Annotated in this window: 12 protein-coding genes; 9 read left to right on the forward strand and 3 right to left on the reverse strand. The window is 70.0% G+C overall.

The window, feature by feature from the left end; all coding sequences use genetic code 11:
- Nucleotide 1 precedes the first annotated feature (1 nt).
- The 3 genes from JW592_RS16820 (at nt 2) to JW592_RS16830 (ending at nt 2810) form a co-directional block, all read left to right on the forward strand.
- Nucleotides 2-817: an ABC transporter ATP-binding protein gene (locus JW592_RS16820; RefSeq protein ID WP_209265921.1), complete on the forward strand. Its 816-nt coding sequence runs from the start codon at nt 2-4 to the stop codon at nt 815-817.
- The gene (locus tag JW592_RS16825) at nt 807-1685 is read left to right on the forward strand and encodes an ABC transporter permease (protein WP_209265923.1); all 879 of its coding nucleotides are present in this window, start codon (nt 807-809) and stop codon (nt 1683-1685) included. Before JW592_RS16820 ends, JW592_RS16825 begins: the two co-directional genes overlap by 11 nt.
- An 87-nt stretch (nt 1686-1772) precedes the next feature.
- On the forward strand, nt 1773-2810 hold the full coding sequence (locus JW592_RS16830; RefSeq protein ID WP_209265925.1) for an ABC transporter substrate-binding protein: 1038 nt from the start codon (nt 1773-1775) through the stop codon (nt 2808-2810).
- Between the two features lie 108 nt (nt 2811-2918).
- On the opposite strand, the gene JW592_RS16835 is transcribed toward JW592_RS16830, so the two are convergent.
- A complete protein-coding gene (locus JW592_RS16835; protein WP_307805438.1) occupies nt 2919-4430 on the reverse strand; it encodes a hypothetical protein in 1512 nt (503 codons plus the stop codon).
- Between the two features lie 884 nt (nt 4431-5314).
- Between JW592_RS16835 and JW592_RS16840 the strand changes: the two genes are divergently transcribed.
- Genes JW592_RS16840 through JW592_RS16860 form a run of 5 tightly spaced genes read left to right on the forward strand, consistent with a single transcriptional unit; the run spans nt 5315 to nt 9688 of the window.
- A complete protein-coding gene (locus tag JW592_RS16840) occupies nt 5315-7054 on the forward strand; it encodes an ATP-binding protein (RefSeq protein ID WP_209265927.1) in 1740 nt (579 codons plus the stop codon).
- A gap of 4 nt (nt 7055-7058) precedes the next feature.
- Nucleotides 7059-7463, forward strand: a complete 405-nt coding sequence (locus JW592_RS16845) for a roadblock/LC7 domain-containing protein (protein ID WP_209265928.1) — start codon at nt 7059-7061, stop codon at nt 7461-7463.
- Complete coding sequence (locus tag JW592_RS16850; protein ID WP_209265929.1) at nt 7460-7828, forward strand: DUF742 domain-containing protein; 369 nt, start codon at nt 7460-7462, stop codon at nt 7826-7828. Before JW592_RS16845 ends, JW592_RS16850 begins: the two co-directional genes overlap by 4 nt.
- Complete coding sequence (locus tag JW592_RS16855) at nt 7809-8429, forward strand: GTP-binding protein (RefSeq protein WP_243082830.1); 621 nt, start codon at nt 7809-7811, stop codon at nt 8427-8429. Before JW592_RS16850 ends, JW592_RS16855 begins: the two co-directional genes overlap by 20 nt.
- Nucleotides 8426-9688, forward strand: coding sequence for a cytochrome P450 (locus tag JW592_RS16860; RefSeq protein ID WP_209265930.1), 1263 nt, complete (start codon nt 8426-8428; stop codon nt 9686-9688). The genes JW592_RS16855 and JW592_RS16860 overlap by 4 nt, the downstream gene beginning before the upstream one ends.
- A gap of 39 nt (nt 9689-9727) precedes the next feature.
- Here JW592_RS16860 and JW592_RS16865 read toward each other — a convergent pair whose 3' ends face one another.
- On the reverse strand, nt 9728-10303 hold the full coding sequence (locus JW592_RS16865; RefSeq protein WP_209265931.1) for a DUF4232 domain-containing protein: 576 nt from the start codon (nt 10301-10303) through the stop codon (nt 9728-9730).
- A gap of 987 nt (nt 10304-11290) precedes the next feature.
- Here JW592_RS16865 and JW592_RS16870 point away from each other — a divergent pair.
- Nucleotides 11291-12133: a hypothetical protein gene (locus JW592_RS16870; protein WP_209265932.1), complete on the forward strand. Its 843-nt coding sequence runs from the start codon at nt 11291-11293 to the stop codon at nt 12131-12133.
- 74 nt (nt 12134-12207) lie between these two features.
- Here JW592_RS16870 and JW592_RS16875 read toward each other — a convergent pair whose 3' ends face one another.
- Nucleotides 12208-12378, reverse strand: a complete 171-nt coding sequence (locus JW592_RS16875) for a hypothetical protein (protein WP_209265933.1) — start codon at nt 12376-12378, stop codon at nt 12208-12210.
- Between the last annotated feature and the right edge of the window lie 14 nt (nt 12379-12392).

Below are 12392 nucleotides of genomic sequence, written 5' to 3' on the forward strand. Positions count from 1 at the left end.
CATGAACAGCCAGACGACCCCAGCCATCGAGCTAAGGGCGACGAGCAAAGCGTTCCGCACACCGTCGGGCCGGCTGCACACCGCTGTCCGTGACCTGGACCTGACCGTTCGGCGAGGCGAGTTCGTCGCGGTGGTCGGCCCGACCGGATGCGGCAAGTCGACGACCCTGACGCTGGTCAGCGGTCTGGAAGAGCCCACGGAGGGCGAGGTGCTGGTGGCCGGGGAGCCGGTACGCGGCATCGGCGACAAGGTCGGCTTCGTCTTCCAGCAGGACGCCGTCTTCCCCTGGCGCACCGTGCTGTCGAACGTGATGGCGGGCCCCCGGTTCCGTGGCGTACCCAAGGCCGAGGCGAGGGAGCGGGCCCGCGAGTGGCTCGACCGCGTGGGCCTGGGGAGCTTCCAGGACCGCTATCCGCACCAGCTCTCCGGCGGCCAGCGCAAGCGGGTGGCGCTCGCGGCGACCTTCGTCAACGACCCGGAGCTGCTGCTGATGGACGAACCCTTCTCGGCGCTGGACGTACAGACCCGCGCGCTGATGTCGGACCAGCTGCTGGAGCTGTGGGCCGGGACCGGCGCCTCGGTCGTCTTCGTCACCCACGACCTGGAGGAGTCCATCGCACTGGCCGACAAGGTCGTGGTCATGACCGCGGGGCCGGCCACCGTCAAGGAGGTCTTCGCCATCGATCTTCCCCGGCCGCGCAAGGTCGAGGAGGTACGGCTGGAGCCGCGGTTCGTCGAGATCTACCGGGAACTGTGGTCCTCGCTCGGCGAAGAGGTCCGCATCACCCGTGAGAGGGGTGCCGCAGATGTCGCCTGAGACCATCGCAGCGCCGGCCGCCGCCGAGGAGCACAAGAGCCCCGGCACCGAGCGCACCCAGGCCAGGGAACGGGCGGCGCGCAACCGCAGGCTCCTGGTGTACAGCACCCGGGTGGTGCTGTTCGTCGCCGTGGTCGGCCTGTGGGAGGTGCTCGCCAGGACCGCCGTCATCGACCCGTTCAACTTCTCCATGCCGTCCAAGATCTGGGACCAGATCCGGCAGTGGGCACTGAACGGCACTCCGCAGGGCCCCCTGTGGGAGCAGATCTGGTACACGCTCTACGAGGCGCTGCTGGGCTGGGTCCTCGGCGTCTTCGGCGGTGTGGTGCTGGGCATCGCGCTCGGCAGGATTCGCTTCCTGGCCGATGTGGTGGGCCCGTACATCAAGGTGCTCAACGCGCTGCCGCGGATCGTCCTCGCGCCGATCTTCCTGATCTGGTTCGGCCTCGGCCCTGCCTCGAAGGTCGCCTCAGCCGTGGTGCTGGTCTTCTTCCCCGTCTTCTTCAACGCCTTCCAGGGCGCGCGGGAGGTCGACCGCAACCTGGTCGACAACTCGCGGATTCTCGGCGCGAGCAACCGGCAGGTCACCCTGCACGTGGTGATCCCCTCCGCCACGTCGTGGATCTTCACCAGCCTGCATGTCAGCTTCGGCTTCGCGCTGATCGGCGCGATCGTCGGCGAGTACATCGGCGCGACCAAGGGCCTCGGCCTGCTGGTCTCCGCCTCGCAGGGCACCTTCAACGCCGCCGGGGTGTACGCCGCGATGGTGATCCTCGCCGTGGTGGCGCTGCTGGCCGAAGGGCTGCTGGCCTTCCTGGAGAAACGGCTCTTCCGCTGGAAGCCGGTCGAGTCCGGCACCGCCCGCTGACCGTCCGACGCTCCCTCCCTCTTCTCCCTCCCTCCTCTTGCTTCCTCCCCTCCCGCATCCCTTCTCCCGCTCCCCGAAGGACTCGTCATGCGCAAGAATGCCAGGCTCGCCGCCGTGTCGGTCGCCGCGACGCTCGCCCTCACCTCCCTCAGCGCCTGCGGAGGCGGCTCCGCCGCCTCCGACGAGGCGAAGAGCGGCGGCAAGGTGAAGATCATGGTGGGCGGCCTCGACAAGGTGATCTACCTGCCCGCGATGCTCACCAAGCGGCTCGGCTACTTCAAGGACGAGGGTGTCGACGTCGAACTGCTCACCGAGCCGGCCGGCGTACAGGCCACCACCTCGCTCGTCTCCGGCGACGTGCAGGGCGTCGTCGGCTTCTACGACCACACCCTCGACCTCCAGGCCAAGGGCAAGCAGGTGGAGTCGGTCGTCCAGCTCTCCCACGCGCCGGGAGAGGTGGAGATGGTCTCCACGAAGGCCGCCGGGGACATCACCTCGCCCAAGGACTTCAAGGGCAAGAAGCTCGGTGTCACCGGCCTGGGGTCCTCGACCGACTTCCTCACCAAGTACCTCGCCGTCCACAACGGGGTGCCGACCAACCAGATCACCCCGGTCGCCGTCGGCGCGGGACAGACCTTCATCTCCGCGCTGAAGAAGGGCTCGATCCAGGGCGGGATGACCACGGAGCCCACCGTCAGTCAGGTGCTCGACAAGAAGCTCGGCAAGGTGCTGGTCGACATGCGCACCCCGGAGGGCTCCAAGAAGGCGCTCGGCGGCACCTATCCCTCCTCCAGCCTGTACATGAACACCGAGTGGGCCAACAGCCACAAGGAGACGGTGCAGAAGCTGGCCAACGCCTTCGTCAAGACGCTCAAGTGGATGTCGAAGCACACGCCCGAAGAGATCGCCGCGAAGATGCCGTCCGACTACGCGCAGGGCGGCAAGGAGCTGTACGCGCAGTCGATCAAGAACACGCTGCCGATGTTCACCACGGACGGAGTCATGCCGGCGGACGGGCCCAGGACAGTCGAGCGCGTGCTGAAGGCGTTCAACCCGAACCTGAAGAACACCACCATCGACCTGAAGAAGACCTACACCACCGAGTTCGTCGAGAAGGCCAAGTGACGGCGGCCGCACTCCGGCCCAGGCTGCGTCCGTGACGTGCGGGTGGGCCCGGCAGCGCTGCCGGGCCCACCCGCACCTCACGCCGTGACCGAAGCGGTCCGGCTCCGCTCAGCCGTCCAGCCAGTCACCGCCGACCGCGGTCGGTGCGAAACCCTGGGCGTTCCACAGGAAGTGGGGGTGCGCGCAGCCGAACATGTAGGCGAGCAGTGCGGTGTCCTCCTTCCAGGTGGGGGGCCTGTGCAGCGTGTGGAACAGCTCGGCGCCCACGCGGCCGGAGTCGGTCTGGACCTCGCGCGCCCCCTCACCGCCCGCCAGCGCCGCCGCGACAGCGGCTATGTAAGTGCGGCGCAGTATCTCCCAGACGATGTCGACGTCACCGTGCCACTCCCCGTGCAGGGCCTCGAACACGGCCAGCTCGCGCTCGAACATCCGCCACACTTGCGGGTGTTGCTCGCGGCAGCGCGCCGCGAGTAACGCCGCGCGTTCACCGAGACGGTCCACAGCGGGGGAGCAGCCGGCGCGCAGGGTGACGCCCGCGGTCAGCAGCCCCGCGCAGGCGTTGGGCTCGATGCCGCACAGCAGACAGCCCTCCAGGGGAGGCAGGCCGCTGGTGATCCCGTCGAACCACAGGGCGTGCCGCCCGGTCAGCCCCTCCCACACCACCGTGGTGCCCATCAGCCAGGTGTTCCACAGCAGGCCGTGCGCCTCCGGCATGCACCCGTACTTGATCAGGGCGACGACGCAGGCCCCGTACATGGCCTTCTCGTGCGTGGACATGGCGCTCAGCCAGAAGTTGCTGGCTTCCCCGGTGACCGCGTCGGCGCGTGCGTCGGTCATGTCGTTGAGCACCCGGCACAGGACCAGGGCGGCGAGGTGCTCCTCCTGCCAGAGCTCGGCGTCCGGGGAGACGTGCCAGAACAGGCAGTCCATGAGCTGGAGCAGGGTGTAGGCCGCCTTGTCCAGCGGTGTCTCCTGCGGGAGCGCGACAGCGCCCGCCACGTGCTGCTTGAGCCAGTACTCGTCGACCGACCGCTTGTAGGCGGCGTAGAGCCCGCAGATCAGGGCGCGCGCCCCGTTGGTCGTACGGTCCTCGGCGAGGCGCTGCCGGACGACCCGCGCGGTCTCGGAGACCTCGATCGCCGCCTCGACGCGCTTGTACTCGTGCAGCACCAGGATGTCGTCCTGGTGCCGGAACCTGAGGCCCAGGTCCCGGTCCGAGTCGTTCATCTTCCGGGTCCACACCCAGCCCCCGGTCAGCACGCTGTCCAATTCTTTCCGGAAGGGCCAGGTCTTGACCGACAGTGGCTGCCCGTCGCTGCGGCGCCAGTCGTAGTCGGCGAGGCTGCGGGTGAGCGGTTTGGGCAAGTGGGCGCAGAGCGTACAGGTGCACGAATCGTCGTAGGTGGTGGTATCCGTACCCAGGGCCCGCTCGCGCCAGGCGCCTTCCAGCAGTTCGCACGAGAGTCGGCACAACCGGACACCGGTCTCGACGCCGGGAAATGCGCGCTGAATGACGGCGAGGCATTCGTCCAGCCTGCGCAGGCGCTCTTTACCGTGCTCATCGGGCCCGGGGAATTGCCGGGGTGCGCGGGCCAGTGCTCCTTCCAGCGGGAATGCCACTGCGGCACGGTGCCGTTCGTCCCGGCAAGCCGATCGGTCCCGGCGGGCGACGCCTGATTCCTCCCGGCGTTTGTACTCTCCCCCGCAACTCCTTACGGCACTTCTGACCATCTCTGCCAGTTCGCCGCTTGTTCCGCTTCGTCGCATCGGTGAGTCCTCCTGCTCTGGTGGGAACGCTCACGTCGGTACTGCGTGCTGGACTGTCATACGCGGTGCGGTGGTGCCTGCGGTGCAGCAGCGTTTCTCGTGTACACGGCCGAACCGCTGGGTGAACATGTCTGCTCGAACTCTCGGAGCAGGTCAAGCAGTAGGCGGCGGCTGGCCGGCCCGCCGGCCGCGAGGTCCGCGGTGCGGTGGGCCCGACGGGGCGCGTGAGGGGGGTGCCGCCGGTTGCTAGGGCCAGTCTCCCCACAATTCGCGGATGCATCCGGGAAGGGGCGCACAACCGGCGTCGGCCGCCCCCAGCCGCTCAAAAACCAGCGGAACCGGTCATAAAAATATCATCGACCAATAAGAAACGGTCGGAAAGCGCTGACTCGGCGGTCAGAACGGATCACCGAACGATCCCGGCTGCCGAGATGGTTCTCCGAGGGGGCCGGGCCTGGGAATCCCGCACGGTATTCGAACGGGAATCCGGAGATGTTTGGCAGAACACGGCATCTCCTGCGGGGCGCCGCCAGTTGTCGCTAAGCTCCCGCACTCCCGGCGAGTTGACGCACTCGCAGGGAGCCGTGGCCTGTCGTCGACAACTCCGTGCCTCCGGTGGAAAAGGAGCCGGACCAGCAGCAGGCCAGATCGGTGAGTGCCGCCTCCCGTAGGGCACCGGCTGTACGGCGAGTGCGTTTCCGACCCGCCCCGCTCGAGCAAATTGGTTGAGGACCCACATGGAACTTGCCACGAATCCACCCGCGGCCCGGCTGCCCGCCGCCTGGTACGCGTGGTGGTCACTGCCCGCAGCGATATGCATGGCCACGGCCGTGGTGATGGCCGTGGGACCGGCCGACGGCCGGCCGGCCGTGCTCCTCGTCGGAGTGGCGGTCACAGCGGCCGCGGCCGTCTGTGTCGAGCGCCTGCTCAACGGCGAACTCCGCGCCCGCCGAGCCGCCCTGGAGCACCAGGCGCAGACCGCGGGGGAAAGGGAGGAGGCCAGGCAGCGGCTGGTGTCGATGGAAGCCCGGCACGCCACCGAGGTCTCCTCGCTGCAAGAGCAGCTCTCCGGGCTGACCGAGCTGCACAAGGCCCTACTCGTGCGCATCGCCGAGGAGTTCCTGCCCAGGGCGGTCGACGACCTGCGCGCCGGTCAGGCCATGGACGACCTGCTGCGCCCGCTGGCCAAGGACCCCGACATCCCCGACGACTTCCGCCCCACGCTCAGGAAGCTGCTGCGGTTCGCCATGCTGGCCATCGAGGAGGAGTTCGACCGCAGCTCCTCCGCGCGGCACTCCGTGGTGAGCATCGGCAGCCGGATGCAGGTGTACACGAGCAAGCTCCGTGCCCAACTGCACGAGATGCAGGGCGTGCACGGCAATCTGCCGACTGTCGCCCAGGACCTGATGGAGCTGGACCAGGAGCTGGGCCCGGCCGACTGTCTGGCGGCCAGCATCGTCGTACTGGGCGGCGCCTCCCGGCCGGGTCGCGCATGGCAGACCCCTCAGCCGCTGATCAGTGTGGTCCGCGGCGGCATGGGGCGGATCAAGGAGTACCGGCGCGTCAAGCTGCGGCGCCTTCCCGAGCTGGCGGTGGACGGCGGTCTGGTCGACCACCTCACGCTGATCCTCGCCCATCTGATGGACAACGGGACGCGGTACTCGCCCCCGGCGGAGACGGTGTTCGTCTCCGCGCGCGAGGTGCCCAACGGGCTGGGCATCGAGGTGCAGGACGCCGGAACGGGGCTCAGGGCGGAGAAGCGGCGCCAGGCCCTGCGACTGCTGAACGGTGTGCCCGTCGGCGCCGGACCCGGCGACCTGGCGGAGGACGCGCAGCTCGGCCTGCGCGTGGTGGGCAACCTCGCCCGCAAGTACGGCATCACGGTGACGTTCGACGACTCGCCCTGGCTCGGGACCGCCGCGGTCGTGGTGGTTCCGAACAAGTACATCAAGCCCCTCGACGGGCCCCGGTACCCCGATCCGCCGTCGGTGCGCGCCGCCATGGCCCGACGACGGGCCCAGGCGGCCAAGCCGGCTCCGTCTCCCAGGCAGATTCCGTCTCCATCCCCGTCCTCGTCTCCCTCACCCTCACCCTCTCCGGCTCCGGAGCCCGCCATCCCCGCACCGTCCGTCGGCCGGGAGTACCGGCCCGTCCTCGACGACGATGACGACGCGCTGGTCTCGGGCACCACGCCGGGCGGCCTGCCCAAGCGGAGCAAGAGCGCCACGGGTTCACCGGGTCCGGGCAACGGCCTGCACACCGGATCGGCCGACACCTCCAGCGTGCCGCCGGAGGAGTCCTTCACCGGGCTGGCCGCCTTCGTGTCCGGCTGCAGCCCGACGAAGGCCCCCGACTCCGCGAACACCTCCGGCTCGGTGAACGCCTCGGGCAACGGTTCGCAGAGCGCTTCCGGCAGCTGCCCGGCGGACCCGTCCGCCCCGAACGCCCGCCCTGACGAGCAACCAGAGAGTGACTAGCCACATGACGCAGTATCAGTCCGACCTGAGCTGGGCGCTCCGCGACCTGGCGGAGAGCATCCAGGAGATCCGCTTCGCACTGGTGGCCTCCTCGGACGGGAAGGCCATCACCTCCTTCGGCGCCGACCCCGACGACACCGACCGGTTCGCCGCCATCGTCGCGGGCCTCCAGTCGCTGGCCCAGCCGGTCGCCGAGAAATTCCCCAACCACAAGGGCCAGTTGCGGCTGGCCGGGATCGAGGTCGACGGTGGACACCTGTTCGTCGTACGCGCCGGTAACGAGACCTACCTGGGAGTGCTGGCCAGGACCGGTATCGACCAGGGGGTGCTCGGGCACCAGATGAGGGACTGCGCCCGCAGGATGGGCGACCTCCTCGGCACCGTTCCCCGCCAGGAGCAGCCTGGATGACAGAGCCGCAAGTGCGCTCGGGACGGCCAGGACTGGAGCGCTACTACATACTCACCGAGGGGCGCGCCGCACCTGTCGGGGACGCGTCGAGCCTGGATGTGGCCACGCTCGTCGTCGCGTGCTCCGCGCCCGAACCGGGGATCGAGCCCGAGCAGGACGCCGTCCTGCGCTGGTGCCGCGACCCGTTGTCGGTGGCCGAACTGGGCGCGCATCTCGAACTGCCCTTCAACATTCTCTCGGTGCTGCTGGCCGACCTGCTGAACAGAGGTCTGGTGCAGGCCCGTGACCCGCTCGCGGGTACGGGCGACCGCGGGCCCGACCTCACGCTCCTCGAGGAGGTACTCAGTGGACTACAACGGCTTTGACCGGCCCGCGCCTCCGCAACGGGCGGAGGCGCTGCACGCGGAGAGCCGGTCGGTCAAAGTGATGGTCGCGGGCGGCTTCGGCACCGGGAAGACGACCATGGTCGGCTCGGTCAGCGAGATCGTGCCGCTCACCACCGAGGAGACTCTCACCCAGGCCAGCGCCGGCGTCGACGACCTGGTCGGTGTCGCGGACAAGAAGAGCACCACCGTCAGCCTCGACTTCGGCCGGATCAGCCTCAACGAGCAGTTGGTGCTCTATCTGTTCGGCACGCCGGGCCAGGAGCGGTTCTGGTTCCTGTGGAACGGCCTGTTCAAGGGCGCTCTCGGCGCGGTCGTCCTGGTGGACACCCGGCGGTTGCAGTCCAGCTTCCGGGCCATCGAGGAGATGGAGAGACTGGATGTGCCGTTCGTCATCGCCCTCAACATCTTCCCTGATGCCCGCGATCACCCTGTCGAGGAGGTGCGCGAGGCGCTGGCCGTCTCGCCGCACACCCCGATCATCAGCTGTGACGCGCGCGACCGGGCGTCGAGCCGCGATGTGCTGATCGCGCTCGTCCGCCATATCAAGGAACGGTCTGCTGCCGCATTGGAGCCCCGATGAATGCCCAGCCTTCCGAAGGCCCGCACCTTGCTGAGCCGGACGTGCCCACGGCCTGCCCTGCGCAGCACGCCGGCGCCACGACGAGGCTGTACGCGACGGAGACCACGAGCGATCCGTACGGAACCTACTCCCGGCTGCGCAAGCAGTACGGGCCGGTGGCCCCCGTCCTGCTGGAGGGCGATGTGCCCGCCTGGCTGGTGCTCGGCTACCGGGAGAACCGGCGGGTGCTGGACAACCCCGGCCAGTTCAGCCGGGACTCGCGCAGATGGCGGGACTGGAAGGAGGGGCGGATCGCGGAGAACTCGCCGCTCATCCCGATGCTGGGCTGGCGCCCCGACTGCCTCTCGCAGGACGGGGAACCCCACCAGCGGCTGCGCCGCGCTGTCACCGACAGCATGGAGACCGTCACGAACCGCGGGATACGCCGTCACGTCGTCCACGTCGCCGACCAGCAGATCGACGCCTTCGCCGACACCGGCCGCGCCGACCTGGTGCTGCAGTACTCCGAGTACCTGCCGATGCTCGTCCTCACCCGGCTCTTCGGGCTGCCGGAGACCGAGGGGGAGAGCCTGGTGACCTCGTGCGCCGGGATGATGCGGGGCGGCGAGGACGCCATCGCCCACAACGACCGGATCGGCCGCGTGCTGGCCGAGCTCACCGCGCACAAACGCGCCGAGCCCGGCCCGGACTTCGCCACCGGGCTGATCCAGCACCCGGCAGGACTGGACGACGACGAGGTGCAGAACCACCTGCGTCTGGTGCTCATCGCGGCCCACACCACCACCAGCAACCTGCTGGCGCGTGTGCTCCAGTCGATCCTCGGCAACGAATCCCGGCTCGGCGAACTGATCAGCGGAGAGATGACCACGACGGCGGTCGTCGAGGAGATGATGTGGAACTCGCCGCCGCTCGCGGTGCTCCCGGGCCGGTTCGCCAACGCCGACTGCGAACTCGGCGGCCAGCGCCTCAGGACCGGGGACCTGCTCATCCTCGGACTGGCCGCGGGCAACCTGGACCCGGAGGTACGCCCGCACACCGGTACAGCGGTCAACGGCAACCAGGCCCATCTGGCCTTCAGCAGCGGCCCGCACCAGTGCCCGGGGCAGGCCCTGGGCCAGGCCATCATCGAGACGGCCGTGGAGGTGCTGATCCAGCGCCTTCCCGGCCTCAGCCTGACCGCCGACCCCGACCAGCTGACGGACACGGCCTCCACCTGGGAGACCCGTCTCGACCACCTCCCGGTCACCTTCCCGGCCTAGGAGCGCGACCGTGCGGGGCCCGGGGCCGGTCCGGCCGGGTCAGCCTATGCGGATGTCCGGGGCCAGGGCTGTGACGTTCAGGCGGCCGTGGTCGACCCAGGTGGGCAGCTTCAGCGTCTTGTGGGTGGTGTTGGCGGGTGGGGTCACCTGGAGGTAGGTGGCGTGGCGGGCGCCGGAGGTGCCGGCGTTGGCGTGGGTCCAGGCGATGACGGCCTCGGCGCTCTGGTTCTTCTTGAGCGTGAGCGTCTTCTTGCCGGGGTCCTTCGCGTACCAGGTGTCGCCCCAGTGGACGGAGGAGCCCAGTGTGCGGTGCTTGGAGTCCTCGAGGCCGAGGCCCGGGTAGCCGCGCAGGGCGCAGGTGTGGCCGCTGGTGTTCTTCAGCTTGAGGACGACGCCCTCGTGGCTCATCCCGCCGCCGAGCTTCTGCCCGAACGAGGCGGTCAGCCCGGAGGTGGTGCAGGTGGGCGTCGATGCCTGGCTGTCGCCGAGCGCCTGTGCCGCACCGGCCCCGGCGAGGCCGAGCCCCGCCGCTGTGGCCACGGCCAGAGCCGCACAGGCGGCACGCTGGACCGCGTGTCCCGGCGCCGTGCTGGTGTTGCGGTGCTGCTCGGTCATCTCGGCTTTCCCCTCTCCAACGGGCGCTTGCGCGCTTTCACGGAAGGATTGATGCGCCGACAGCGCGGAAAGTTCATTCGCGGAACCCAGCGCAGGCTGTGACGCCGGTCACTCCCGTCCCCCTCGGATGCCGCCGTCTGCCGCGTGCACCGCCGCACGAGCCGGCTCCTGGAGGACGGGTGTCCTCCAGGAGCCGGTGTAGTCCCCATGGGCCGCCCGAACCTCCTGCGGCGGCGCGATCCGACGCTGCGCCGGGTCGGGACGGTCAGCTTGGCCGGACAGCTTCGGGAGCCGGGGCAGGGCTTGTGCCCGCCGGTGGCGTCGTGCGCCCGGGGAGCCCGGTTGAGCACCGGGCGTGCCCCTGACCGTCCGGTGCAAGCGGCCAGGGGCACGGTGCCCCGAAAGGTCCCGGCCGGGCCACGGCCGGGTTCGTGCTCTCCGCTGAATTCTCGCCTTTCCGTGAGTTCCGTATTTTCTTCGCTTTCCTTTCTCGAGGACACATGCGGAGTGCGTATATGGAGAACACGTCGGAGGACACGGCGCCGAAGGTGCCCGCCCGCCGGGCCTCCTTCAGCGGAATTCCATTCAGGGGTGGTGCGGCGGCGAAAGCAAGCGAGTGGGCGGCTAACCCCCCGAGGGGACGGCGTGGGAGCGTCGGGGGCGCATGACCTGGGATGGGGGCGCATCGCCCCAGACGCATTCCACGGAAACACGCTGCACATTCCGCATCCTACGAAAGGCGCGAAATGCGAACAAGAGTGGAATGCGAACAGCGGATAATCGACCGCTCGAACAGCGCGCCCGCGCCGGGAAGCGGACTTGCGTGGGAGTGGAACTTCCGCAGGGCCGGTACCTGCGCGGCCGCCCCTGTCGCATCCGGCGCAGCCGGTGGTGCCGCCGGGTGCTTCTGGGCGGGTTCGGCTGTGCCGGGACGGCGCCGGTGGTACGCCTTCGGGGCACACGTGCCAGGGCTGCGCGGGAGGACGGTTGGATCTGGACGCTGTCGCCGACGAGCTGTACGGGGTGCCGCCCGGCGACTTCACCGCCACCCGCGACGCGCGAGCCCAGGAGGCCCGGGACGCGGGGGAGCGGGAGCTGGCCGAGCACATCCGCCGACTGCGCCGCCCCACCATGGCCGCCTGGGCCGGCAACCTGCTCGTGCGCGAGGAGCCCGAGGAGGTGAGGCTGCTGCTGGAGCTCGGGGAGGAGCTGCGCCGGGCCCACCGGGATCTGGACGGCAGGCAGTTGCGCGAGCTGTCAGCGCGGCAGCGGCAGATCACCGCAGCCCTCGCCCGGCAGGCCCGCGAGCTGACGGAGCGGCAGGGCCGGGGGATCAGCGACGAAGCCCAGCGCGAGCTGACCGAGACGCTGCACGCCGCGCTGGCCGACCCGGAGGCGGGACGCGAGTTGGCCGCCGGGCACCTGTCCAGACCCTTGACCGCGCCGGTCGGCTTCGTGGGCGAGGCCGTGCCGGGGGAGGCGGGGCGGGGGAGGGGGTTCAAGGAACCGAAGGAGCCGAAGGAGCGGAAGGAGCCGAAGGAGCGACAGGCCGAGCGGCGGAAGGCGGCCGAGCGCGAGAAGGCCGAGCGGCGGAAGGCGGCCGAGCGGGAGTCGCGTGCCCGCGAGGAGGAACTGACCGCGGCCCAGGGTGCGGCCGAGCGTGCCGACGAGCGGTACCGGCTGGCCGAGCAGCGCGTCTCCCGGGCCCGCGAGCAGTTGCGGGAGGCCGAGCAGGACCAGCGGGCCGCCCGCGCGGAGAGCCGGGCCGCCCAGGACCGGGTACGGCGGGCCGGCCGCGAGGTGGAGAAGGCGCGGCGGCGGGCCGGGTGAGCGGCTCGGGCAGCGCCCCGGCCCCGAGAGTCATTCCGGCCGGCTGCGTGAGGCGTACACCGAACTCCGAGTCGTCAGCTACCGGAGTTCTCGTCGCGCTCTCCCTCGGCCTGCGAGGGTGTCGTGCGCGGGCAGTCCGGGTGCTCGGCCTTGCGGCGCTCCTCGGGCGGGAGGGAACGGGCCTCCGCGAAGCCGTTGTCGCGCTCGCCCTCGGCCTGGGACGGCATGGGTGTCTGGTCACTCATCGTGTTCACTCCTC

The sequence above is a fragment of the Streptomyces spirodelae genome (genome assembly GCF_017676385.1).
Taxonomy (GTDB): domain Bacteria; phylum Actinomycetota; class Actinomycetes; order Streptomycetales; family Streptomycetaceae; genus Streptomyces; species Streptomyces spirodelae.